At 40.7% G+C, this 26,351-nt stretch carries 21 protein-coding genes; 9 read left to right on the forward strand and 12 right to left on the reverse strand.

What is annotated here, in order from left to right:
* The first annotated feature begins 309 nt into the window (after positions 1–309).
* Positions 310–3,531: a TonB-dependent receptor gene (locus tag B2400_RS14465; RefSeq protein WP_293934483.1), complete on the forward strand. Its 3,222-nt coding sequence runs from the start codon at positions 310–312 to the stop codon at positions 3,529–3,531.
* 488 nt (positions 3,532–4,019) lie between these two features.
* Entirely contained in the window at positions 4,020–7,325 is a 3,306-nt protein-coding gene (locus B2400_RS14470) for a TonB-dependent receptor (protein WP_293934485.1), read from the forward strand.
* A gap of 85 nt (positions 7,326–7,410) precedes the next feature.
* On the opposite strand, the gene B2400_RS14475 is transcribed toward B2400_RS14470, so the two are convergent.
* Positions 7,411–7,803, reverse strand: a complete 393-nt coding sequence (locus B2400_RS14475; protein ID WP_149526391.1) for a lipocalin family protein — start codon at positions 7,801–7,803, stop codon at positions 7,411–7,413.
* Between the two features lie 15 nt (positions 7,804–7,818).
* A complete protein-coding gene (locus B2400_RS14480; protein WP_149526390.1) occupies positions 7,819–8,523 on the reverse strand; it encodes a TIGR00730 family Rossman fold protein in 705 nt (234 codons plus the stop codon).
* A 202-nt stretch (positions 8,524–8,725) separates the two neighbouring features.
* On the opposite strand from B2400_RS14480, the gene B2400_RS14485 reads away from it, so the two are divergent.
* Positions 8,726–10,003 carry a Gfo/Idh/MocA family protein gene (locus B2400_RS14485; RefSeq protein WP_149526389.1) on the forward strand — a complete coding sequence of 426 codons (1,278 nt, stop codon included), beginning with the start codon at positions 8,726–8,728 and terminating at the stop codon, positions 10,001–10,003.
* A gap of 95 nt (positions 10,004–10,098) precedes the next feature.
* Entirely contained in the window at positions 10,099–10,713 is a 615-nt protein-coding gene (recR, locus tag B2400_RS14490) for a recombination mediator RecR (protein ID WP_149526388.1), read from the forward strand.
* Here the strand turns inward: recR and B2400_RS14495 are convergent.
* The 6 genes from B2400_RS14495 to B2400_RS14520 all read right to left on the reverse strand — a co-directional run bounded on the left by B2400_RS14495 (position 10,710) and on the right by B2400_RS14520 (position 17,428).
* Positions 10,710–11,927 carry an MFS transporter gene (locus tag B2400_RS14495; RefSeq protein WP_149526387.1) on the reverse strand — a complete coding sequence of 406 codons (1,218 nt, stop codon included), beginning with the start codon at positions 11,925–11,927 and terminating at the stop codon, positions 10,710–10,712. The genes recR and B2400_RS14495 overlap by 4 nt on opposite strands.
* A gap of 30 nt (positions 11,928–11,957) precedes the next feature.
* Complete coding sequence (locus tag B2400_RS14500) at positions 11,958–12,917, reverse strand: metallophosphoesterase (RefSeq protein WP_293934490.1); 960 nt, start codon at positions 12,915–12,917, stop codon at positions 11,958–11,960.
* Positions 12,892–13,656: a 5'-nucleotidase C-terminal domain-containing protein gene (locus tag B2400_RS14505; RefSeq protein ID WP_149526385.1), complete on the reverse strand. Its 765-nt coding sequence runs from the start codon at positions 13,654–13,656 to the stop codon at positions 12,892–12,894. Before B2400_RS14505 ends, B2400_RS14500 begins: the two co-directional genes overlap by 26 nt.
* A 143-nt stretch (positions 13,657–13,799) precedes the next feature.
* Positions 13,800–15,035 carry an ROK family protein gene (locus B2400_RS14510; RefSeq protein ID WP_293934493.1) on the reverse strand — a complete coding sequence of 412 codons (1,236 nt, stop codon included), beginning with the start codon at positions 15,033–15,035 and terminating at the stop codon, positions 13,800–13,802.
* Between the two features lie 550 nt (positions 15,036–15,585).
* Positions 15,586–16,839 (reverse strand): PQQ-dependent sugar dehydrogenase, encoded by a 1,254-nt coding sequence (locus B2400_RS14515; protein ID WP_293934496.1) that lies wholly within the window; start codon positions 16,837–16,839, stop codon positions 15,586–15,588.
* 22 nt (positions 16,840–16,861) lie between these two features.
* Positions 16,862–17,428 (reverse strand): YqgE/AlgH family protein, encoded by a 567-nt coding sequence (locus tag B2400_RS14520; RefSeq protein WP_149526382.1) that lies wholly within the window; start codon positions 17,426–17,428, stop codon positions 16,862–16,864.
* Between the two features lie 135 nt (positions 17,429–17,563).
* On the opposite strand from B2400_RS14520, the gene pdxH reads away from it, so the two are divergent.
* From pdxH to B2400_RS14540, 4 genes are all read left to right on the forward strand, one after another.
* Positions 17,564–18,217 carry a pyridoxamine 5'-phosphate oxidase gene (pdxH, locus tag B2400_RS14525; RefSeq protein WP_293934498.1) on the forward strand — a complete coding sequence of 218 codons (654 nt, stop codon included), beginning with the start codon at positions 17,564–17,566 and terminating at the stop codon, positions 18,215–18,217.
* Between the two features lies 1 nt (position 18,218).
* Positions 18,219–18,710 carry an NADH-quinone oxidoreductase subunit C gene (locus tag B2400_RS14530; protein ID WP_293934500.1) on the forward strand — a complete coding sequence of 164 codons (492 nt, stop codon included), beginning with the start codon at positions 18,219–18,221 and terminating at the stop codon, positions 18,708–18,710.
* 1 nt (position 18,711) lies between these two features.
* On the forward strand, positions 18,712–19,908 hold the full coding sequence (locus tag B2400_RS14535) for an NADH-quinone oxidoreductase subunit D (protein ID WP_293934503.1): 1,197 nt from the start codon (positions 18,712–18,714) through the stop codon (positions 19,906–19,908).
* A 728-nt stretch (positions 19,909–20,636) separates the two neighbouring features.
* Entirely contained in the window at positions 20,637–21,185 is a 549-nt protein-coding gene (locus B2400_RS14540; protein WP_260042169.1) for a DUF1543 domain-containing protein, read from the forward strand.
* A gap of 1 nt (position 21,186) precedes the next feature.
* Here the strand turns inward: B2400_RS14540 and B2400_RS14545 are convergent, their stop codons facing one another.
* From B2400_RS14545 to B2400_RS14560, 4 genes are all read right to left on the reverse strand, one after another.
* A complete protein-coding gene (locus tag B2400_RS14545) occupies positions 21,187–21,837 on the reverse strand; it encodes an NAD(P)-dependent oxidoreductase (RefSeq protein ID WP_260042170.1) in 651 nt (216 codons plus the stop codon).
* 97 nt (positions 21,838–21,934) lie between these two features.
* Positions 21,935–22,618: a hypothetical protein gene (locus B2400_RS14550; RefSeq protein WP_293934510.1), complete on the reverse strand. Its 684-nt coding sequence runs from the start codon at positions 22,616–22,618 to the stop codon at positions 21,935–21,937.
* 2 nt (positions 22,619–22,620) lie between these two features.
* The gene (locus B2400_RS14555) at positions 22,621–24,582 is read right to left on the reverse strand and encodes a M1 family metallopeptidase (protein ID WP_293934512.1); all 1,962 of its coding nucleotides are present in this window, start codon (positions 24,580–24,582) and stop codon (positions 22,621–22,623) included.
* A 7-nt stretch (positions 24,583–24,589) separates the two neighbouring features.
* A complete protein-coding gene (locus B2400_RS14560; protein WP_293934515.1) occupies positions 24,590–24,934 on the reverse strand; it encodes an ArsC family reductase in 345 nt (114 codons plus the stop codon).
* Between the two features lie 295 nt (positions 24,935–25,229).
* Here B2400_RS14560 and fbaA point away from each other — a divergent pair, with 295 nt between their 5' ends.
* Complete coding sequence (gene fbaA, locus B2400_RS14565) at positions 25,230–26,309, forward strand: class II fructose-bisphosphate aldolase (protein ID WP_149526373.1); 1,080 nt, start codon at positions 25,230–25,232, stop codon at positions 26,307–26,309.
* Positions 26,310–26,351 lie beyond the last annotated feature (42 nt).

Genomic DNA, 26,351 nt, shown 5'->3' on the forward strand with positions numbered 1-26,351 from the left:
GGTTCAAAACAAAAATATCCTGCCTTTCCTGGTTCAAAGACAATACGCTCATCCTAAAATTCTTTCTTTCCTGGTTCAAAACAAAATACCCTTACTTTCTTGGTTCAAAACCTCCTTCTTAATGCTTCACAAAAAAACTGTACAAAAAGGAAGCAACGCGGCGTCGATAGGTCTAATTTCTAATGTCTATTGTCTAATATCTACACCATTAATATAAGGGTTAAATTTTTTAATTATTAAGTTTCTATTAAAGCAAGGTAAGTTTGATAAAAGCTCTATATATTTAACTTGTAATTTAAAACAAATCAAATGAAGAAATCTTTACTATTCTTTGCTTTGGTACTTGCAAGTTATAGCGCGGTCCAGGCACAGGTTACAAGTAGTAGTATGACGGGTGTTGTCAAACAACATAGTGGTAGTATGACAGAAGGTGCGAGCATAAAAGCCATTCACACGCCATCAGGTACGGTTTATTCCAGCTCGACGAATGAGGCTGGACGTTTTAGTTTGGTCGGTATGCGCGTTGGTGGTCCGTATCGCATTGAGATTAGCCATGTAGGGCAAGAGCCGATTGTCTATAACAATGTATTTATACAATTAGGTAGAGCCTTTGAGTTGAATCCTACATTTGGCGACGATGTGACGATTATTGATGCGGTTGAGATCACGGGGCAGGGGCGCGGACAAAACTTGAAGACCGGAGCGAGCACGCAGCTTTCGAACCGTCATCTACAAAGCATGCCGACAATTTCGCGTAGTCTTAAAGACTTTACTCGTCTAACACCGCAGGCTGATGTTCGGGGCGAGGCGACTTCGATCGGCGGAATGCACAACCGCTTCAATCAGTTGACGATTGATGGAGCAGTCAGCAATGATGTTTTCGGTTTGAATGACGCCGGTACGAATGGTGCGAGTACTGGTACATCGCCCATATCCTTGGATGCAATTGAGGAAATCAATGTACAAGTGGCGCCATTTGATGTGCGTGCTAGTGGATTCGCTGGTGGTGGTATTTCAGCTGTAACTCGTTCGGGTACTAACGAGCTGAAAGGATCTGCATATTTCTATATGCGCAATGAGAACCTGACAGGTATGACGCCTCCGGATTTGGTGAGAAATGAGGAAGTACGTAAGAAACTAGAAAGCTATAATGAACGTCAGATGGGGTTTCGTCTAGGCGGACCAATCATTAAAGATCGTTTATTTTTCTTTGCAAATTATGAGCGTACAGAGAATGTTACTCCACTAGGTTTCCTTCCAGGAACATCAGCTTCGAATGTCTCTTTAGACGCTGTAAAGAAAGTAGCGGAAATCATTAAAGGAATGGGTTATCAACCAGGTGGCTATTTAGACTTGGAGTCCAACAACTATTCAGATAAGATTTTTACAAGATTCGACTTTAACTTAAATGAGCAGCATAAATTGACAGCGCGTTACAGCTATGTGAAAGGATCTGCTTTTCAGATATGGCGTAATGCATCAACTGTTATTTTCCAAAATGCAGGTATCAATAGAACAAGTGACACCCATTCTGCTGTCGTAGAGTTAAATAGTCGTTTCTCAAATATCCTTTCAAATAACTTGGTTGTCGGTTATACGAATGTTCGCGAGCCGCGCGGATTCTTAGGAGAAGCCTTTCCTCGTGTAGCTATCAGCAGCAGAAACTTGAATATCAACTTGGGTCCGGAGCCGTTTTCTACGATTAACCAATTGAATCAGAATATCCTGACCTTGACCAATAACTTGACGCTGTTAAAAGGTAATCATACGATAACTTTCGGTACACACAATGAGTTTTACAAAATGTATAATGGATTTATCGGAAATGGATTCGGCAGTTATGTGTTCACGGATTCGCCTGTGACCGACATTAACCCGGCGACCAATGCGCCTTATACCGCACTTGAGAATTTCGAGCGTAAGCTTGCCAGCAATTTCAGATATGCATATAGTAATACCGACGATCCTAGACAAGTTGCAGACATCAGTGCCATGCAATTAGGTTTTTATATACAAGATGATTTCCAAGTTGCTAGTAATTTTAAGTTAACTGCTGGTTTACGCGTGGATATTCCGATTTATACAAGCAGTCCTTTGGAGAATAAAGATTTTAATAATTCGATTTTAGCAAAACGTTACGATGTTCAGACGAATCGTATGCCGAATACGGCGTTTATGTGGTCTCCTCGCGTAGGTTTTAACTGGGATGTCAACAAGGATCGTTCAGCAATATTGCGTGGTGGTGTTGGTATATTTGCTTCTCGTTATCCATTTGTATGGTCGTCTGGTGCTTATACACAAAGTGGTGTATTATTGGGCGGAGTGCAAGCGAGTGTGCGAAGCAATGTGGCTCCAAACATTCCTTTTATACCGGATGCTAACAAGCAGCCAAAAAGCACGGAAGAGTTTAAACCATCAGGAAATATCTCTGTGTTGGCGAAAGATTTGAAATTGCCACAAATGGCGCGCGCATCCATAGGTATGGATTATCAATTGCCATGGGGTGTGCAGGCGACGGTAGACGCGATGTTCTCGAGAAACTTAAGCAATTTCCGCTTTAGAGACTTAAACGTGAAAGATCCGATCGGACAGTTGGAAGGTGCAGACAACCGCCTAATGTATGAGCAAGATGTGAGAAAACGCCTTGTTTTGCCAAACTATACGCAGGTGATTTACATAGACAATGTGAACAAGGGTTATGCTTGGTCTGGAACCGCGCAACTATCAAAGCATTTTGACAAAGGATTCTTTGGTTCAGTGGCCTATACCTATACCGAATCGAAAGATTTATTCTCAGGCTCTTCATCACAAAACCAGTCGAACTTCTACAGAACAGGTACTATTAATGGTTCAAACAATATCACTTTAGGTCACAATTCATTTAGTACGGGTAGTCGTATTGTAGCGTATGCATCATACCACAAGGAATATTTGAGAAACTTAGGAACAACAATTTCATTGGTTTATAATGGTCAGTCAGGTAATCGTTTTGCTTATATGATTGCCGGAGATCCAGGAGGTCACTCGGCCGGCAGAAGCGATCAGTTCTCTTTGATGTATATCCCGAAAAATGCGAGCGAAATTAAATTCGTCGATATCCCTAAGGGAAAATCTGCAGCCGAGCAATCTGCTGAATTCGAAAAATATATCGAGTCAAATCCATATCTGAAAAGTAGAAGAGGCCAATATGCGGAGCGTAATGGCGATCGTACTCCATTTTCACACCAGTTTGACTTGAAACTTTTACAAGATGTATTCGTCAATGTTGGAGGTAAGAAAAATACAATCCAACTATCGATTGACATCATGAACATTGGAGCTTTAGTTAATAAAAATTGGGGTAAACAGTATCAGGGAGGTCAAAGTTTCTGGGACAATAGTTTCCGTCCGATTGTATTTGACAGTTTTGAGAAAGATACAAACATCCCTCAATACCGTCTTGGCAATTTGAACGATGGAAAACCATACTTCCAACATGATCTTTCATCGCGTTGGTCTGCTCAGGTCGGACTTCGCTATATCTTCAATTAAGAATACAGGTTTCGTTTAGTTTAGTGGTTCATAATGACGGAGGGTACAATATTATATTGTGCCCTCTTTTATTTTCTGTAAGTGTTTGTTTTCAAAGGGCATCAAAAACGCTCCTTTCTTTTGCTGTTTCAATGGAAAGTAGAAGTTCTTGTTATTGATACACTTCGTATTGATTTTAGATAATTTGCATTAAATCGTTACCCGAAATTATCGAACTCCGCATTTTATCTTCAAATTTTGAAAAAACTTTTCCACATTTCACAAAATGTTAAAATTTGTTAAACTGATAATGTTCAGCTATTTTTTTTGTCAATTTTTTAACCAATAGGCGTCGTTCGTACAAAAAGTTGTCATGTTTACTATTTTGGTTTACTCGTTTTTGCCAAAAGAATGCAAATCTATGGTTGTTAGTATATTAAGTTTATGTTAAGCATTAACAGAACATGATTTAACTTTATAATTTTGCATCGGAAAACAAAACAAACCATATGAAGAAATCTTTACTTTTCTTTGCTTTGGTTCTTGCGAGCTACGGAACTATCCAAGCGCAGGTAACCACTAGTAGCATGACTGGTGTGGTCACTCAAACCAATGGATCCACTACTTCAGGAGCTACTATCAAAGCTACCCACTTACCTTCAGGAACTGCTTATTCAGGTTCTGCAAATGATGCGGGTCGTTTTAACTTATCCAACATGCGTGTTGGTGGTCCATACCGTATTGAAGTAACATACGTAGGACAAGATCCAGTAGTATACGAAGATGTATACTTACAATTAGGTCAACCATTCGTTCTTAACCCAGTATTTGGTGACGCAGCGAATGTTATTGATGAGGTTGTCGTTACTAGAAGTGGAAGCCGTGTTAACAAAACGGGTGCATCGACTAACGTTGGATTAAAACAAATTCAAGAATTACCTCAAGTTAGTAGAAGTATTACTGAGTTCACACGTTTGACTCCTCAAGCAAACGGAAACTCGTTCGCAGGTAGAGATGCGAGATACAACAACTTACAAATTGACGGTGCAAACTTTAACAACGGTTTCGGTTTAAGTACAAACGCTCTTCCGGGCGGTAATGCACAGCCTATTTCACTTGACGCGATTCAAGAAATCTCCGTAAATATCGCTCCATTTGATATCACGCAATCTGGTTTTACTGGTGCTGGTATTAATGCTGTTACGAAATCAGGTACAAATGACTTCCATGGATCTATTTATGGGTACTATAAAAATGAAAATTTAACAGGTTTCAAAATCAATAAAGAGACTATCAATTACGAGCCAGGTACTAAACAAAACTATGGCTTTACTTTAGGTGGTCCGATCATTAAGAACAAGTTATTCTTCTTTGTAAGTGGCGAGAAAGAATTAGCAACTGGTATCAACGCTTCAGGAGCTAACCTTTGGGTGCCTTCAGAAGACGGTACAATGAACATCGAGAGAAATATTACTCGTGTTAAACGTTCTGATCTTGATGCAGTTAAGAATCACTTAATTAATCAATTTGGTTATGATCCAGGCGCTTACGAAGGATATGCAAATACAGCAGAGCAATTCGGTTATAAATTCTTAGCTAGAGTTGACTGGAACATTAATGACAAGCATAAAGCAGCTTTCCGTTTTAACTACTTAAACGGTGAGTCTATGCAAGTTGCGAATGCTTCTTCAGGTCCTCAACCACGTTCGTCATGGGGTCGTGTAAGTGAGAATTCAATTACTTTCCAAAATGGTAACTACGCTTTCAACAATATCGTTAGTTCATTCACGGCTGAGTTAAACTCTAACTTCACTTCACAGTTATCGAACAAATTCTTGTTTACTTACTCAAAGATTCAAGATACAAGAAAAACTCCAAGCGATAAATTATTCCCATTTGTTGACATTTGGGACGGAAGTGCAACAGGAGGTAACTACATCAGTTTCGGTACAGAGTTGTTCTCTTACTTAAACGACGTTATCAATGATAACTTCTCATTTACAAACAACTTAACCTATAATACAGGTAAGCACTCTTTCACTGGAGGTATCGCATTTGACGTTCAGAAATTCGGAAACTCTTATACGCGTATGGGTACAGGATATTACCGTTACGCATCTGTTGAAGATTTCTTGAAAACTGGTACTCCGGCAGAGGTTGCACCAATTATGTATGGTTTGACGTATCCTTACGAAAACCAAGATACGTATTCAAGAATCAACTTCGGACTTGCTTCAGCATACGTTCAAGACCGTATTTCGATTACCGATCGTTTCAATGTAACTGCTGGTATCCGTTTAGAAATGCCAATTTACATGAACAAATTGACAGCTAACCCGTCAATCGACGCGTTGGAATTGTTAGATGTTGATGGAAATCCAACGCACTACAATTCTGGAAAATGGCCGAACCAAAAGCTAATGGTTTCCCCACGTTTAGGATTTAACTATGACGTATTCGGAGATCGTTCATTAACGCTTCGTGGTGGTACGGGTATCTTCTCAGGACGTGTTCCTTTTGTATGGTTAACAAACATGCCAACAGGTGCTGGGGTATTACAAAATACTATCGAACCAGGATCATACGATCAAATTAAAGGATGGATCGGTAATGTTAAGTTCCACCCAGAAGATATTTACTATCATTTGAACAATGTTCCTGCAGGTGCAGAGAATGTGTTTATCAAGACTCCAAAAGATGGTGCTCCATCATCATTTGCTCTTGTTGACAAAAACTTCAAAATGCCGTCTGTTTGGAGATCAAGTATCGCTGCAGACTACAAAATTCCTAACTCGCCAGTTACTTTAACGACAGACATCTTATATACAAAAGATATCAATGGTGTATTCCAATTAGGAGCGAACAGAAAAGCTTCGACAGCGAAGATGGATTATGCAGGTGTTGACAGAGATTTCTATCCAAACGCTGCAGCTTATCAGTACAACACAGCAATCGGTGCTAACAACGCGACTGTATTAACAAATACGAAGTCTAAGGGTTATGCATTCTCAGCTACGGTAGGTGCTTCAGTTGCTCCTTGGCATGGTCTTTCTGGATCATTGTTCTACACCTATTCAGAAGCAGAAGAAGTTAGTGCAAATGCTGGTTCAAGTGCAAGTTCAGCATGGGGAGGTTCTCCAGTTATCAACTCGCCAAACCAAGATTTCTTAAGTATCTCTGACTTTGCGGTTCCTCATAGAGTTGTTGCTAACCTTAGCTACACAATTCAGAACACAACATTAGGTATTTATTACAACGGTTCTCACCAAGGTAGATATTCATTATACCACAGCTATGACTTAAATGGTGATGGTATTTCGAATGATTTAACGTTCATCCCTAAACAAGCTAGTGATTTGAACTTTGCTAACATCCTTAACAAAGACGGTTTGGTAATGTATTCAGTTGATGATCAAAGAAAAGCTTTCGATGAATATATCGCTTTAAATGATCTAGAAGAATACAGAGGTGAGATTGCACCAAGAAATGCTTTCTTATTACCTTGGTTGAACAGATTTGATGTTCGTTGGACTCAAAACATCTTGAAAGATGTAGTAACGAAAGAAGATAAACTTCAGTTTACTCTTGATATCATCAACGTTGGAAACTTACTTAATTCTGAGTGGGGCGTTCAAGACTGGATGTACACTAACGGTAGAGCGATCTTAGGTCGTGTTGGTAGAAATGCAGTTGCAGATCCTCAATTCCAAATGTTATTAGATGACAAAGGTGAGATGGTTAAACGTCCATACTTGCCAGCAACTAGAACTTCAACTACTTGGAGTGCAATGGTTGGATTGAGATATTCATTCTAATATTGAGTTCAGTTTTCGGACTGAGTCATGATATAAGAATCCCCGCTGAGAACAGCGGGGATTTTTTTTTGAGGGAGTCGTTATTCTATTCCACCCTTCGCCATTTCATCATAAACACCTGTTCTTCTTCCTCATCATCTGAAAGAATCTGAATTCGCCATTCCATCTCATTTTCATCAATGGGATACACTTCATATTCAGCGACTGCAACAAAATCCTCATCAGAAATACTTTCATTGCGGACAAGGATATTATCTCTCAGGTCCCAGGAGAAATCGCTGCTAGGCTGCTCCTCGCAGGAACCATCGGAATAGATGTAAAACTTGTCCGAACCTGTCTGATCCTCGTTAAACTGATAATACGTCTTACCTTCGCATTCTGCATGGAAATCAGCTTCGATATTACCGGCAATTTGAGAGCCTCGAAAACTAAGGTTCCATTTACCCAGCAAATAGCTCTTTAAATCTGTATGTGACATTTCTTCGTTTTTCGATTAGAAGTTTGGTTTCAATAAATACTTATCGTAGAATCGGAAGATATGTTCGGTCGCTTCCTCGGCTGTGTCTACCAGACGATATAGCATCAGGTCTTCTTCTGAGATGTATTTGTTGGTTAGCATCGTATTGGTAATCCAATCGAATAAACCGCTCCAATATTCTGATCCGACCAATACAATCGGGAAGCGGGCAATCTTGCCGGTTTGTATCAACGTAATTGCCTCAAACAACTCATCCATGGTACCAAAGCCTCCAGGAAGAACAATGTATCCCTGTGAGTACTTCATGAACATCACCTTGCGGACGAAGAAATAATTAAACTCAAGGAGTTTATCGCGATCGATATAACGGTTATGGAATTGCTCGTGTGGAAGCTCAATATTTAAACCCACCGACTTTCCGCCAGCGTTGTAGGCTCCTTTATTCGCAGCCTCCATAATACCAGGTCCACCGCCCGAGATAACACCATAACCACGCTCTGCTAATAGTCGTGCAATCTCTACCGTCATCTGATAATATTTATGCTCATCGGGCGTTCTGGCCGATCCAAATATGGAAACACAGGGACCAATCTTCGCTAATTTTTCAAATCCATCAACAAACTCCGACATGATTTTAAAGATTTGCCAAGAGTCTTTTACTTTTATTTCCTGCCAATTTTTATTGGCAAAGGAGTTTCTAATTTTATCGTCTTTTATCATACTAATAATTTATTCCTTTCAGCCTCCCTTTACCATACGGGAGCTTCGATGTAATATAACGTTTTCCTAATGATTTCCGAACGTTAAACAGTTGTTTTTATCCAGAAAATTTAGTCAAATGATATGTCCAATTTTGAAAATTGTCAGCCTTTAATTAGTTTTAGGAAAATAAACCTATTAAAGACAACAACTAAACCTAACAATGAACAGACGTAAATTTATTAGCTCTACTGTACTTGGTGCAGCAGCCTTTACTATACTTCCAAGGCACGTGCTAGGGGGAAATGGTTTTATAGCCCCGAGTGATCGAATCAATTTGGGATATATTGGTGTTGGGAAGCAAGTCGGGACGCTTCTCAGAGGGCATATGGCCCTGCCAGAGACGATGATCGTGGCTGCCGCTGATGTCGACAGCAGCAAACTCAATCGCTTCCTAGAAAACGCGAATAAGGCCAATGCTGAAAAATCAGGACATCAGGTGCAAGGCTATAAGGATTATCGTGAGTTGTTAAGGCGTAAAGATGTTGATGCTGTCATTATCGCTTCGCCGGATCATTGGCATGCCCTTCATGTAGTTCATGCTGCAAAAGCAGGGAAGGACATCTACTGCGAGAAACCGCTTGCCCTTAGTATTGATGAGGGAAGAGCGATGGTTGATGCGGTTCGAAAATACAAGCGAGTATTGCAAACAGGTAGTATGCAACGCTCGTATTACAACTTCCGTCAAGCTGCTGATTTAATCAGAAACGGCTACATTGGTGATATTAAAGAGGTGAATGTCTCGGTTGGCGAACCAGTAAAAGAATGTGATTTGCCATGGTTAGAGGCGCCAGCGCATTTAGATTGGGATATGTGGGTTGGACCGTCTCTCTATCGGGGATATCATCCGGTTTTGAGTCCGTTGCTGGATGCTAAGGAGTGGGCTATGTGGCGTCTGTATCACGGCTTCGGCGGTGGATACATCACAGACTGGGGAGCACACATGTTTGATATTGTACAGTGGGCACTCGATATGGATCACTCAGGGCCAGTGTCATTTACTCCGCCAGATCAAGCGAACGCAAAAGAGGGTTTGTATTATACCTATAAGAATGGAATTAAAGTGCACCATAAGTCTTGGGGAAAATTCAATGCCATACAATTCTTAGGAACTGAAGGTAAGATTGAAGTATCGCGGGAGTTTTTAACATCTGACAAGGAGAATTTACCAAAGCTCGTAATCCCTGAAAAGGACAGAAAAGTCTATTATTCGGAAAACCATTATAAGGATTTTGTAGATGCGATTAAAAAGCGTTCTAAACCAATATGCGACGTTGAAATTGGTCATCGCACTGCTACGGTATGTAATGCAATAAACATTGCTTATCAGCTTCAAAAACCATTGAAATGGGATCCTAGAAAAGAAGAGTTTGATAATGCGTATGCCAATAATCTAAAAACTAGACCATACCGAGGAACATGGGATTATAGAGACTTCTAAGGTTTTCAAAGAATCATGTTCGAATAATAGAATGTGGTTGATATCGTTAATGATACAACCACATTTTTTTTGCTATTATTTCGTAATTTTGAAGAATGAATTTTTCATCTAAACTATTAGAACAAGCCGTAGAGGAGTTTGGGAAGTTGCCGGGGGTAGGGAAGAAGACTGCGTTACGGTTAGTTTTGCATCTACTAAAGCAATCCGATGCGGATGTTTCGCGTTTTACAGATTCTTTAGATCGCTTGAAAAGCGATATTAAGTACTGCAAGACATGTTTTAATATTTCTGATCACGATGTTTGTGAAATATGTAGCTCTCCAAAGCGCGACCATAGTTTAGTTTGCGTAGTAGAGGATACGAGGGATGTGATGGCAATTGAGAATACCAATCAATTTAATGGTGTTTATCACGTGTTGGGCGGATTGATTTCACCGATGGAAGGCGTTGGACCTGCAGATTTGAAAATAGAAGGTCTTGTTGAGCGCGTTCGTAAGGGGGAAATTCAGGAAGTAATCTTAGCCCTAAGTGCAACCATGGAAGGGGATACCACCATATTCTATTTATACCGTAAGCTTCGTGAGTTTCAAATTCAAATTAGCACCATTGCACGCGGAATTTCGTTCGGAGGTGAATTGGAATATGTGGATGAAATTACCTTAGGTCGCTCTATTGCGACACGGGTGCCCTATGAGCGCAACGTAGGTTAAACCGTTTTCATCTTCCCAATAATCCAATAGAAGCCAAATCCACATATGATCAAAGTCGATCCGGTCACTAACCACAGTGTGGAGTAGCCATAGTGTTCAGCCAAATAAGTTCCAAGATAAGCCGCAAAGATGTTTGCGGTTGCAAAGGACAGTGAGTTTAGCCCCATATACGCGCCTTGATTTCTTTTTCCCGCTCGCTGAATCGCCACAGTTGCGGTAAAAGGTAGGGTCAGCATCTCTCCGGTTGACAATAAGAACATAGCAAAGAATAGCCATGCAATTCCGAAATCAATATTCAGCATCAGATAAGACACCCCGGCAATTGCTGTGCCCCATAACATAATTTGACGAACACTGAATCGATGCTCTACCAAATGCACCAAAACCATTTCAAAAAGCACAATCACGAATCCACTAAATCCTAACAACAAGCCTATCTGTCCGGTATTCAACATGTGGATTTCTTTATAGAATAGCGATAAGGTTCCTAATAGTTGAAAGAACGCCATGGAGAAAAAACAGCAGAAAACGCTGAAGATGATGAATAAGCCGTCTCTATAGGCGCTCCGCTCAGGCGCCTCATCTTTGTCAAGGCTTTTCTTATGTACATCCTGTAGGTTCGACTTGGGAGCACGATTACGGAAGAAATAAACAAAAACAACAGCAGCAACAGCAGCGCCGATTGCATTACCATAAAAGATCCAATCGTAAGAAAAACCAGCTAGGAATCCACCTAAAGCAGGGCCGATGGAGAAACCTAAGTTGACCGCCATGCGGTTTAGGGAATAAGCTCGCGTAATATTCTCGGGTTTGGCATATCGAGCTACAGAAACCGAGTTTGCCGGACGAAACACATCGGCAACCAAAGAAAGACTGAAGATCATGAATGCTAAACCTTCAAACGTTCGGAAGTTAGGGAGGATAAGAAATAAGGGAATTACACCTATTAAGCTCCAAATCTGAACTTTATAGCTTCCCAGTCTATCTGTTAACCATCCACCAAGCCAAGATCCACATACAGAACCCAACCCAAAACAGCCTAGCACAATACCGATTTGAGGTTTGCTGAAATGCAATTCCTCAGACATATAGATCCCCAAAAAAGGAATTACCATAGAACCGGTACGATTGATCAACATGACCAATGCCAATAACCAAGCTGCAGGAGATAAGCCCTTATAGGAATTTATATAGAGTCTAAGAAGTGATTTCAATACGTTACGCTATTTTAAGAAGTAATAATATTAGGCAAATGATTTTTTATCCAAACTTGCGTCGATGATGTAATTGTGTGCAACGGCCTTTTTAGTACCTTTTTGCTTGTTCAAAATAAAATCAACGCGACCAAGGTTTACCCCGGAACGACCAGTCTGGTTAACTAGCGTGACTTCGTTGTCTAGGTTCTTAACCTCGGTTGGTTTATCTAGAAAAGTATGCGTATGACCGCCAATAATCAAATCGATGTAGCGGCTGTTCTTTGCTAACACTAAATCTGATACCTGATCGGTATCATAACTATAACCAATATGGGATAGACAGATCACTAAATCACATTTCTTTTCTTTTTTCAGGAAAGGCGTCATTTTGTTTGCCACCTCGATGGGGTCCAAAATCTTCATGCCCTTATAGCTGTTCGGATCTACCAGTCCTTCCAAATTCACGCCTACAGCGAAAACACCAATCCTAACTCCTTGTTTTTCAAAAATTAGGTGATCTTTTGTTTTTCCTTCCATAACCGTCCCGGTGAAATCATAGTTTGAAGACACAAAAGGGAAATTAGCTTTATCAAAATGCTTCAACAGACCATTGAGGCCATTGTCAAATTCGTGGTTACCGAAGGTTCCAGCATCATAACCAAGTTTCGACATCAATTCCAATTCCACCTGTCCATCGAATACATTGAAATAGGGGGTTCCCTGGAATATATCGCCTGCGTCAAATAGTAATACGTTATCTTCTGCGGCGCGAATTTCTTTGATGAGGGTGCTACGGCGTGCAACGCCTCCTAAACCTTGAAATCTCGACCCGTCCATAGGAAATGGTTCGACACGACTGTGTACATCATTGGTGTGTAGAATAGTCAATTTAATATCCTTTGCTTTCGAAAAGCTTTCCAATGGAAGACTTCCTAAGCTCGCTGTTGCACCTAGTGCGGCCAAGCTTTTTAAAAATGCTCGTCTATTTAATGATTTCAACTCTTCCATCTAATTTCGCTTCTACTTTTTTACCCGATTTTGTTAACTCTTCAATGTGACTGATTAAAGCCTCCCGAACACGCTCGGTCGAGGTGTGCAACTGAATAGGGTTGCTCAAGCCCTCAACGTGATCCCCGCCATTCGCCACGAAATCATAAGTAACCAATTTATACGTTTTGTTCGGGTCGATTGGCTGATCATTAATTCTAAAGTCGACCAATTGTTTGTCCTTAATCTTTATTTTAACATTCCCTACAGGTTGGCCATTGCTCTTGGCGATAAAATTAGCCAATGTCATCACATCGGAGCCTTTTAATTCTAGTATGGTGACGTAATTTTCAAAAGGCATTAACTCAAAGATCGTTCTGACCGTCACATCGCCTTCTTTAATGCTTGAACGAATCCCGTCTTTAGTGGCTAAGGAGAATGACACTTCCGGATCTATTTTCTTGCCTATCGCTAATAACGCATCGATAAAGAAATTACTTAAGTTGGTTTCGGGAAGATTACGATTATGGATCATGTTTTCCGGTGCTAAACCAATAACTCGATTCATCGCTACATCCAACTGAACTTTATAAGGTTCGATATAATTACGAATGCTGCTGTCTTCGGCAATACTATTGTCGATTGCAAGCATTTGTTTGTTGCTTACTGTGGCTTGGTAATACGAGGTTTTACACGAAGCAAACAGGAATAAGGTGGAAATCAACAGAATGTTGAAAGACCTTAAATTAAGTACTCTCATAGTATTGAATTAATACGCAAAGGTATTAAGATTGCTGTAGAATACGAATTTAAGGCCTTCTAAAATTAGGAAAATGACAAAATGGTAATTGTGCCCTAACCTAACCTTAATAATATTATTGGAAAGTCTATTTTCCTTCTGTTTTACGCAAGCTTCAGTTTGTCGGCGAAGTATTTCTCGATAAAATACCGGCTAAGCCCTAGAATTGCACCTTTGTCTGATAATTCCGAAACGAATAACTCACAGTCTTTCGATATTTTGCCCATAGTATAGGTTTGTATCTGCTGCTGTATTGGGTTGGTAATCAGCGAGGCTGCGGATGCAAAGCTTCCGGACAGTACAATGCATTCAGGATCCAGAACCTGCAGAAATTGAGCTATCGCTTTACCTAAATGTGCACTTACATCCGAGATTAACTCTATGGCATATTGATCTCCATCAACTGCGGCTTTGAGAATGTCTATAGGTCTAAGATCTTGATCATTAAACATATTGGTAATTAAGGTCGGCGTGCCATTAGCAATATCGTTTTTCGCACGCTTGACTAAGGCAGTGCCAGAAGCTACAGTCTCTAAGCAGCCACGTTTACCACAATAGCAAAGTTCGCCGTCCTCAACAAAGCTGATGTGGCCCATTTCGCCAGCAAAGCCATGCTTGCCTTGGAAAACCTTACCCTTCGAGATAATCCCTACTGAAACGCCCCAATCAATCAATACTACTAAACCTTCTTCTCGACGTTTCAACAAACCGTAGTGCATTTCTGCAATAGAAGCGATGTTGATGCTATTCGTAATGCAGGTTGTTTTATTGAAAGTTTCGGCTAGGTGGGTTTGTAAGTTGAAGTTTGTTGCATGGAAAAAAGTATAGTTCTCGCCGGTATCCTTATTAATAAGTCCGGGCATCGAGATGGAAAGACCGGTGACTTGGGGCCATTCTATGCCTTGATCAGCCACGTATTTTCGGATGATATCGATAAAGGCTGGAAGGTTGCTCACGTCTCGGCTAAGCATCAATGGATATCTTACGGTTTTTGCCAATAAATTGCCGTTATTATCAATAAACGAAAGACTACAGTTGAATCGATCCATTTCGATACATAGTATTCGGAAGAGTTCATTATTGAGCTGATACAAATTAGGTTTGCGACCGCCGATCGATTCGCCACGCTCGTGTTGGGTAATCAGTTTTTGCTCTAGTAAATCAACGATTAATGCGTTTAGGGTAGGGAAGCTTAGGTCTAGACTTAGCATCAGCTCATTAACTGAAGCACGGTCTAATAAATATACGGCCTGCAGCACTCTGAATTTTTTCTTCGCAGTGCGAGCGAGCTTTTGGTTTTTATTAGTGGGATTGATAAAAAGTTTCTCAACTGAATTCATATTGTTCTTTAATAAAAAGAGATGCGTCTTATAGCACCGAATAAACCGGATTACTTCGTAATATTAAGTATTAAATTATAAAAATAGTAATGTTATATTATTTTAAACATTATCCGTTTGTTGGTGTGTATTTCAAATATAAGTCAAATAAAAGAAATAACGTCCATTTTTATTTTATAAAAAAACTTATTTGTTTCTTAATATGAAAAAATTAATAATAGAATCAATATTCATTTCAACAGTTTCTAAACTTAGAAAGATTAACTTTATTCATTAAATCAAGTACCATTCCGCAATGTAAATAATTTTTAGATTATAATTACAACATATATAGAAAATAAATTTCCTGAAGTTTATAGTTTATGCTTTTTGTCAGTTAGGTTCTTAATGCTATCTATATATTATTTCATGGAATAAAAAAATGTAGCAACTTTATTACCTAATTTATTTGTAGTGTATCAACGAGAAACGCAAGGGTTTGTAAAACTAGAAAAGCGGGCTGCTTATACAGCAACCCGCTTTTCTATATCAGTTAATCGATAAGACTAACTTATTGTTTGTCTACTTTATATACCTTTCCAGAATCCGTAACGGCGTATAGTGCGCCATCTTTACCTTGAATCACATCTCTGAATCTTTGGCCTTCAGATTGTAGTAATCGCTCTTCACCGACAACCTTATTGTCTTTAATCACCAATCTAGCAATATGTGTACTGCTCAATCCAGCTATAAATAGGTTGTTTTTCCACTCCGGCACATTATCCGCGGTATAGAAAGTCATTCCACTCGGCGACAATACAGGGTCCCAATAATAAACCGGTTGTTCTAAGCCCTCTTTTTGCTGAATAGGAGGGTTGCCGATTACATCTCCTTTATACTCTATACCATAGGTGATTGTTGGCCAGCCGTAATTCTTTCCTGGCGACACGATGTTGATTTCATCACCCCCACGCGGTCCAAATTCCGAATTCCATAAATCTCCGGTAACGGGGTTGAACGCCAGTCCTTGCGTGTTTCTGTGTCCATAGCTGTAGATCTCCGGTTTGGCATCTGCTTGTCCTTCAAACGGGTTGCCGGCAACAGGTTTTCCATCTTTCGTTATGCGGACAATTTTGCCCAAGGCAGAGTTTAAATGCTGCGATTGTGGGCGAGTTTCTAAATCAGAACGCTCACCTGTGGAAACAAATAAGTTTCCATCTTTGTCGAAAATAATACGGCCACCGTAATGCAATTTGCCGTTATAAGTAGGTAGAGCTTGGTAGATTACGCTCGCTCCTTCGATAGTTTTTTCATCTGCAGAAAGCTTGCCTTTTCCTACAGCGGTGTGATTTCCACCAGAAACAGGCTCCGCAAATACCCAGTAAACCATGCGGTTGCTCTCAAAGTCAGGATCCAATGTAATCCCTAATAAACCGCCTTGTCCTTGCGCATCTACTTTTGGAATACCTGTAATTGCATCTGATACTTTTCCGCTTGCGGGATCCACAATGCGCATAGTGCCTTCTTTCTCTGTGATCAATAGACGACCATCAGGGAGTGAAGCAATGCCCCATGGGCTTTTCAAGCCTTCGGCAACAACTTTGCCTGCAAAGGCAGTTGTCGTTTTTACGCCCGCAATACGAGTCTGTCCTTCAAAAGCAGGCTTATAGTCTGTGTTTCCTTTATTCGTCTCTACCGGTGGTAGTTTCGTGGTATCTTGTGCTGTTGTATCTGTAGGGTTTGTTCCTGCAGAATTTGCACCATTGCACGCTACTAACGTAGTGGCAGCAGCGCAAAATAGCGCCTTAGAAATAGTGTTCTTCATATGTTGTATGTTTGTTTCTAGTTTAGTTGAATTCAGGACGTTTAGGGAAGTTTGCAACATGCGCATACTTCGGTCCCATGCTGATAATAGCCTCTTTCCAAAGGTCTTCACCGTCTGTGATAAATGCTAAATCAATGTTGAAAGAGTTGTGAACGGCCCATGAGTTCTGCTGAATCTCGTTATTCAGTTGATCTGGTGACCAACCTGAATAGCCAAGAAAAAGCTTTACCTCTTCATTGCTGATCAGTCCCTCATTCAATAAGTCCTTAAGGCGATCAAAATCTCCACCCCAATACAAGTCGTCAATAATGTGATTGCCACTCATGAGCTTGTCATAGGCCTTATGTACAAAAAATAATGCATCACCTTCTACGGGGCCACCAAAGTACAGCGGTACTTCGGTGTTATCCATCCCTTCAATCACGTCAGATAAGTATAACATAGATCGATGATTAAGAATCAAACCAACGGTTCCTGTTTCCATGTCATGTTCGCAAAGAAGGATAACTGAGCGCTCAAAATTCTGATCCAGCATAAAAGGTTCAGATAAAATCAAGCTTCCACGTTTGGGAATAAATTCGTTGAACATAATTAAATCGATGTTGCCTTGTATCAAATTTATATAATAAAGTTGTAAATCGTTTCTAAATACCTATATATTTTACCAATAAAACGCCAAAAAGTTCGCTATTTTGTTAAGTTTGTAGGAATAAAAATATCTACTATGTCGATTCAACATAAGGAGATTGCTGCCATTCGTCAGGACTATGCGCTGAGTAGCTTAAGCGAATCGGATGTGTTAGGAAATCCCATCGAACAATTTGAAAAGTGGTTCAACGAGGCTCGTCACAGCGAGGTTATCGAAGTCAATGCACTCGTTCTATCTACTGTGAATAGCGATCTAAAACCTTCCTCCCGCGTGGTCCTGTTAAAGGATATCAAAGCAAACGGATTTAGTTTTTTTACTAATTACGAAAGCCGAAAAGGGCAGGAGATGGATGAGAATCCATCGGTTAGCGCTTTATTTTTCTGGCCGGAGCTGCAACGTCAGGTACGTATCGAAGGGCAAGTTGAAAGACTGCCGGCAGCTGACTCCGACGAATACTTTGAATCGCGTCCTCGTGGTTCTCGAATTGGTGCCATCGCATCACCGCAGAGCCATGATCTGACAGATCGAGCGGAGTTGGAAAATCGCGTCAAGGCGATTGAGGAAAAATATGCAGACAGCGATCAGATTCCTCGTCCTGCAAATTGGGGCGGATATCTTCTGAAGCCGAGCAGGGTAGAGTTTTGGCAGGGTCGGAGCAGCCGCTTGCACGATCGTATCGTGTACACTGCAAACGGCGACAAGTGGACAGTAAAACGTATTGCGCCCTAATATGATTGAAAAAATTCATACCGATCTTGCGAAGCATATTCATGCAGACGCAGTGCTGGAGGTTCAGGAGAGCGGATTGCAACCAGCGCTCTACATCAACCCTATTTACTTAAAACAGGTTTGTTTTTACCTGCGGGATACGGCAGGCTATTATTTTGATCTTCTCGCAGATTTAGCTGCGGTCGACTATTATCCGGCGAATTATTTCGAAGTGGTCTATCATCTCACGTCGATCCCTTATCAAAAACAATTGGTATTAAAGGTGAAGCTAGAGAATGAACGACGGACAGATGCTTTACCTAGCTTACCTTCGGTATCCGAGATTTGGCGTACCGCGGATTGGCACGAACGCGAAGCCTTCGATCTGATGGGGATCTACTTTGAAGGACATCCGGATTTGCGAAGAATACTAATGCCTGATGATTGGCAAGGCTACCCGCTACGCAAGGATTATGAAGATCCAGAAACTTTTCACGGCATAACAGTTAAGTAAGATGGGTAAAGATATATACGAAGCAGGCTTACGAAATTACGAGCAGAAAATCGCAAGCGTCTCCTCACAGGAGATGGTTATCAATATGGGCCCTCAGCACCCCTCTACACACGGCGTACTTCGGCTAGAGCTTATCACAGATGGGGAAATCGTAAAAGATATTATCCCACATCTCGGATATTTACATCGGTGCTTTGATAAGCATGCCGAGTCCATAAACTATACGAAAAGCATTCCCTTTACCGATCGATTGGACTATCTGGCGTCTATGAACAACAGCCATGCTTTCGTCATGGGAGTAGAACGTATGCTCGGAATTGATCAAAAGATACCCAAGCGAATCGAATACATTCGCGTCTTAGTGTGCGAACTTAATCGTATTGCATCACATCTTATTGCTATCGGAACCTATGGTATCGATATTGGTGCTTTCACACCCTTTATGTGGTGTTTCCGCGATCGCGAGCATATTATGAACATGCTGGAATGGGCATCAGGATCCAGAATGTTGTATAACTATATTTGGATAGGTGGCCTTTTTTACGATGTTCCCGTTAATTTCGAAGAGCGCTGTCAGGAATTTATAGACTATTTCAAGCCTAAGTTGGTCGAATTGGACGACCTGCTTTCCAATAATCAAATTTTTATTTCCCGGACCGCTAATATTGGTGTATTGCCGGCGGACGTAGCTATCAATTATGGTTGTACGGGTCCAATGCTTCGTGCATCAGGCGTAAAATGGGATCTCAGAAGGGTGGATGCTTATTCGGCCTATCCGGAGCTAGATTTTGAAATTCCTGTTGGAAAAGGCGAGATGGGAAAATTAGGCGATTGTTGGGACCGCTATAAAGTCCGTGTTGATGAGGTAAAGGAATCTGTTAAAATCATTGAGCAATGTATTGCACGATTGCAATCTGATTTTAAACGTACCACAGAATTCGACCCGCGTGCACTGGTTCCGAAGAAAGTCAACCTAAAAGCGCAAGATTATTACGTTCGCGCAGAAAACCCCAAAGGCGAACTCGGATTCTATTTCGTAACAGCAGAAAAAACAGATATTCCGAGACGCGTAAAAGCAAGAGGACCAAGCTTTAATAACCTTTCAGTCTTGCCTGAGTTGGGAAAAGGCGTCTTGATTGCTGATTTGATCGCGATATTAGGATCGATCGATATTGTGCTTGGTGAGGTCGATAGATAAATAAAACATGCAAAAACATGCAAAATTATTTGAACAGTTGTAGAAATATTTCTATATTTGCTGTCTCATAATTTAAGTTTATAATTGGTTAATAGTTAGGGATGTAATTGCCAGATTGCATCCCTTTCTCTTTTTAATACCTGCAAGACTTTCGCAACTCTTTTTTGAGCGTGCAAACAAAACTCTAAGTAAGATTATTCTTTTAACGTTGATGCTGGGGATTATAGTTTGATTGCCAATAGTTCTTCTGCAAAACGATGCAGTAGCATTCGACGAATTGCTGTCAATGGCGTGCTGAAAATTGGTAAAACTATTGGGCTCTTACATATGCATAATTCCATAATGCATATTTTAATATCCTCCAGATATTACCTCTTAATCCAACACAGATCTGCTTCAGCTCAGCAATTAATTATTCCCCTTTCACAACCCTTTCATACCCAATTGGGAACGGTTCTGATTGGGTTATACATTGGGTTTGAAAGGGCTTTAAAAGGGGAATGGGCAAAGCAAGTCTGCTTGAAAAATTATTTTAGTTAAAAAGGATCTGGCGTTTTGAGGTAAATGAGCACATCACTGATAGGGTACCCCGGCTCTATTTAACGTATTCTTCTGATATGATATTGACGAGACTGTTCCGAAAATAACTCAAATGATTTGAGTCAATTTCATTTAAAACTTATATTTTTAATAAAACAAAGTGCGGATAATATTAAAATACTCTACGTATGAATCTATTTATGTTGGTACTTGGCGGAAAGCCGGAAGGTCGATTTACGGAGCAACACGATGTGTTCTTTGGTATTGCTAATGAACTTAAAGATCTGGTTCCTTACATGAATAGTTTTTGGCCGGCGCTGGAGGGGAAAATGCACATCGACTCCTGGCGCAAGGTAACGAGAGTTGGAAATTATGAGGTTCGCATCGTTGACAAGTCAGAAGCAACAGCTACAAACGGATTGAAGCTGTTCTTTGTGAATCTGGGAGGCTATAAGCCCAACGATATGGAAGAATATCATTACAAAACTTTAGTCGTTGCGAATGATTTGGCTGAGGCTAGCAAAATTGCGAAGGAATCCACATTTTATAAGCATTATGAATCTTCACATATTGATGATAAATATGGTATCGATGTAGACGATATCTATCAGATAGAGGATCTGTTACAAGCGGAATTTAAACAAAAATATCAGCTGCAGTATGAGATTGCAGAAGATACGGTAGAGGACAGGCTAGAGGTAGGCTACTTAAAGATCAGCAAGTTGCTGGCTAGCTAAATTAATAGCCAGCCGAGAAATGCTTTTTGATAAATTGATTGTTTTCTAGCTCATCTACGATGGCAACAGCAACATCTTCGACAGATATAATGCTTCTGCCTTCATGGTCGAATACGGGATGTCCGATTGCTGTTCTATATGCGCCTGTTCGCGTTCCTGGATTCCCGGGATTCATTTCGATGGAAGGGCTAAAGAAAGTCCAATCTAATTCGTCCTCCCGTTTTACGACTTCCAGATAATCAGCTGCGGCTAATGCACCAGGTTTAATTTCGCCCGGAAAGCCAGCCGTATCGACTAATCGCTCGTCGTTTTCTACTTTAAGGCTTCCTGCGCCACCGACAATAATAAGCCTTTTGATACCCGCATCTTTCACAGCTTCCAATATGTTTCGTCCTCCAACTAGGAAATCATCATAAATGTTCGGATTGCCCCAGCCGGCGTTATATGCTGATATCACAGCATCGTTGCCTTTCAACGCGCTTGCCAAACGGCCTTCTTCATTGATGTCGACTTGAACGGCTAATACATGATCTTTGTTTTTTAATTCTTCAACATCTCTAGCAATTGCAGTTACTTCGATGTTCCTTGAAACTAACTCCTCTAAAATATGAGACCCCACATAGCCGGTGGCTCCAATTAATGCTACTTTCATATGTATTTGCTTTTAGATAAAAATGCCTTGGCGGACATGATCGGCCAAGGCATTTATACAACAATTGATATATGTTTTAGTTTTACCGTATACTGACTTACTGCTTTTTGAATTTCGCGTAAGAATCTAATATGTAAGCGGTCAAATCTTCTTTTCTTGCCTGTTTGATAAATGCATAGCTAGGTCTGTATTTATCTTTGAACAGTGCCAATTGATCATTTGGCATCGATATCAGAGATAAGATTAGCTCGTCCGTAAATGTACGGTCCACTAAACGCTGTTCTTGTTCAAGTTGAAGGATCTTGATGCTATTTCTTGCGATCCGCGCTTCCTTCCCAAATAAACGCGATGGTGAGACACGTAATCCCCCACGGTTTTGGCTTGTTTCAACTGCTTTGCTGTTGTTTTTTGCCTTTTCAATCTCGGTGTTCAGGCGACTATCCGTCATACGGGTAACTGTCACTTCATCAATCCGGATAATACTCTTATCGCGCACTAAATAAATTCGAGAAACGCCGTCCTGGTAGATGAAAGCGGTATCTCGATCATAGCCTTTCGCTCTTAATACGAGGTAGTCATTCCTTTTTCCGTCTATAGTAAAACTACCGTCAGAAGCACTTGTTGTTGATTTATTGTTGCTGATGTTTTCGATCTGCACATCGCTCAATCGCTGACTGCTTTCGAGATCGAACACCAAACCTTTAATTTGTTGGGCAGATAGTATGCCTATATTGCTGACGAGCAATAGGGTGATGATGTATATTTTCTTAAGATTTTTCATTCTTATTTTGATTTCCAGCTGTTGTTTTCAGGATTGCTATCTGGATAAACGCCATCCGGATCGATCTTTACTGAAGTAAGCTTCTCTGTAGTATTCAACAAAAATCGCCATGATTGGTTTCTTTCCCAAATTTCTACGGGCAATTTAGTGCGAACTTTCTTGCCACTTACGGTTGTCGCCTCGATTACGACCGGCATCGCCATTTTTTCTAAGTTGCTGATGCTGATTATTGCACCCTTCGTTGGGTCTAAATCTGGGTAATGAACGTCTGTAATTGCTTGATCTAAAGCCCAGTTGTTGAGGAACCATCCTCTCCAAAACCATGCGAGATTTTCGCCGGTCTCATTTTCTATCGTACGGAAGAAATCATCGGGAGTAGGGTGCTTATATGCCCAGTATTCGATATATTTTTTGAAAGCATTGTCGAATCGTTCTGCACCTAAAACCTCATCACGCAATATTCTTAGTGCGAAGGCAGGTTTATAGTAGGCTAGGATGCCAATATTTCTTTCCTTCATACCTTGCGGGGTAGTCATCACGGGTTCTAATGCAGGATTCATCAATACTTGTGTCATCGAGTTTTTAGTTCCCATTGGGCGGTTGTATTCCCCTTTGTTGAAGACTTCAGTTGAAAGTTCATTGATGAAGGTGTTAAATCCTTCGTCCATCCATGCGTGCAAGCGTTCGTTGGAACCGACGATCATGGGGAACCAGATATGCCCGAATTCGTGGTCAGTAACGCCCCAGAGACTAGCCGCCTTTGCGCGGTTTCCACAGAATACAATCGCAGGGTATTCCATACCTCCGACATTCGATGCTACGTTGATAGCAACCGGGTAGGGGTATTCCATCCATTTCTTTGAATAGTATTCGATGGACGCTTTGGTATATTCTGTCGATCGCTCCCATGCGTTGCCGCCATTACTTTCTTTCGGATATGCTGAAAGCGCTAGCGACTTTTTGCCGCTCGGAAGATTGATTTTCGCAGCGTCGATGATGAAGGCTTTCGATGAAGCCCAAGCGACATCACGCGCATTCTCCAAACGATATTTCCAAGTCAGCGTTTTCTTCTGTGGTCGCGAACTAGCATTGCTAACTTCGCTTTCGGAGCGGATAAGGACCGTTTTATCGCTGTCTTTTGCTTTGTTATAACGGTCTAGTTGATCCTTGGTCCAAACGTCCTGCGGGTTTAATAGCTCGCCGCCCATCACGACGATATGGTTTGCCGGGGCGGTAATTTCAACGTTGAAATCTCCGTACTCCATATAGAATTCGCCAGGTCCAGTGTAGGGCAGGCTGTTCCATCCTAACACATCGTCATAAACAGCTACCTTAGGATACCATTGCGCAATCGCATAAATGTCGCCATTCGCGGTTGGAAGTATTCCGGTGCGGTCGGCGCCGTATTCCGGCAAGATATAAGAGAAATCTAAGCTAAACTCAGTCTTGCCACCATTTGCCGCGAGCGGAGTCGGCAGATCAATACGCATTCTCGTATCGTTTATACTGTTTTTCAGTTCTTTGCCGCTTTGATCTTTGATATTGCTTAATGTGTACCCGCCATTGAAACTTGAGCCAGCATCGCCATATCGGCTGTTGCTCAAGGGAACAGTTGCCTGTCCGATGGATTCCTGGTTAAAGAGATTTTGTTCTATCTGAAGCCAGATAAATGCTAATTCATCCGGACTGTTATTGGTATACGATATCTTGACCGTTCCTTTAACCTCATGTGTTTGGTCGTTCAAGCTAACCTTTATATCGTAGCTCGCCGCGTTCTGCCAGTATTGATGGCCCGGTTTTCCTGAAGCCGAACGATAAGGCGATCCGTTATTACTGTAGAATATAGGGTTGAATGCTTCCTTATAATTATATTGACTTTCTTTTGTTTGGGCAATGCTTTCCTGTTGACCGAAGAAACCGATCATAAGACTTGCTAGTGTCCATTTAAAAATTGTTCTCTTCATAATTGGTTTAAAGTTTTGCTTTGTATTCCTCCTCATCAAAGCCTAATAAAATTCCCTGTGGCGACTCGATTAAGGGACGCTTAATCATGCTGTTGTTTGCGAGTAATACTTGATTTGCAGTATCGGCGTCTTTCACTTTTGCTTGCTCTTCTGCGCTGAGCTTCTTCCAGGTGGTTCCTTTTTTATTGACTAAGGCTTCCCATGCTATTTCTTTTTCCCATCCTTCTAATTTTTCAAGGGTTGCCGGTTCCTTCTTATAATCATGAAAAACATAGTCTTTTTTGTTTTCATTTAACCAGTCGAGCGCTTTCTTTACCGTGTTGCAATTTTTAATTCCGTATACCTGTAGCATGTTGTATTAATTTGTTAATAATGATCTAACAGGATAAAGATATTAAATACATTGTTAAGGGTGCGCAAAATAGTGTTAAATATGCCTTTCAGCTCTTGTTATAAAGTTGTCATAAGGACTGTTAAAAAGATGGTATTTTTCAATTATTTTATGGTATGGAAAATTAGTTTCTCTTCGTTTAAAGGGAATTTAAGGGGTAATATTCGGATAGTGTAATTTTTACACTATATTTTTTCGAATAATAAAAAAACGCTATCTTTAAGCATTCACAACAAATATTTAGAACGAATAAACTATGAGCCTAAAAGATTTCAAAGGTGTTTTAACTGGCGATCAAGTACAGGAGTTATTTGAGATTGCTAAAAGAGAGAAATTTGCTTTACCAGCGGTAAACGTTATTGGAACGGATTCCATCAATGCCGTTATGGAAACAGCAAAAAAAGTTAATTCACCAGTAATTATACAATTATCAAATGGTGGAGCGCAGTTTTATGCGGGTAAATCATTAAACAATGATGGATTGCAAGCTTGCATTTTAGGAGCGGTATCTGCTGCGCAGCACGTACATTTATTAGCAGAGCACTATGGTGTTGCTGTTATCTTGCATACGGATCATGCTGCTAAGAAGCTTTTACCTTGGATCGATGGTTTATTAGATGCTGGCGAGAAATTCTTCGCACAACATGGCAAACCTTTGTTCTCATCTCATATGTTAGATCTTTCTGAAGAACCAATTGAAGAGAATATCGAAATTTCTAAAAAGTATTTAGAGCGCATGAAACCACTAGGTATGACTGTGGAAATCGAGTTGGGTGTAACAGGTGGAGAAGAGGATGGCGTGGATAATTCGGATGTGGATAGCTCAAAATTATATACACAACCTGAAGAGGTTGCTTATGCTTTCGAAGAGTTAGGAAAAGTTTCTGATAAATTTACTGTAGCTGCAGCATTCGGAAATGTGCATGGGGTTTATAAACCAGGTAATGTGAAGTTACAGCCTGTTATTCTTCATAACTCGCAAGAGTTTATTCGTGAGAAATTCAATTTAACAGCAGAGAAGCCTGTTAACTTCGTGTTCCACGGAGGTTCGGGTTCATCGCCTGAGGAAATTGCTGAGGCGATCTCTTATGGTGCTATTAAAATGAACATCGATACAGATATGCAATGGGCATTCTGGGATGGCGTTCGTGCATACGAAGCGAAGAACCGTGATTACTTGCAAGGTCAGATCGGTAACCCAGAAGGGTCTGATTCTCCAAACAAGAAATACTATGACCCACGTGTTTGGTTAAGAAAAGGTGAAGAAGCATTCGTTACGCGTTTGACACAAGCTTTCGAAGAGTTGAATGCAATTGATGTGAACAGCAAATTATAATATTAATATAATCTAAGGAAAGGGCGAAGTGAACACTTCGCC

The organism is Sphingobacterium sp. UBA6645, from assembly GCF_002455685.1.
Lineage (GTDB): Bacteria > Bacteroidota > Bacteroidia > Sphingobacteriales > Sphingobacteriaceae > Sphingobacterium > Sphingobacterium hotanense.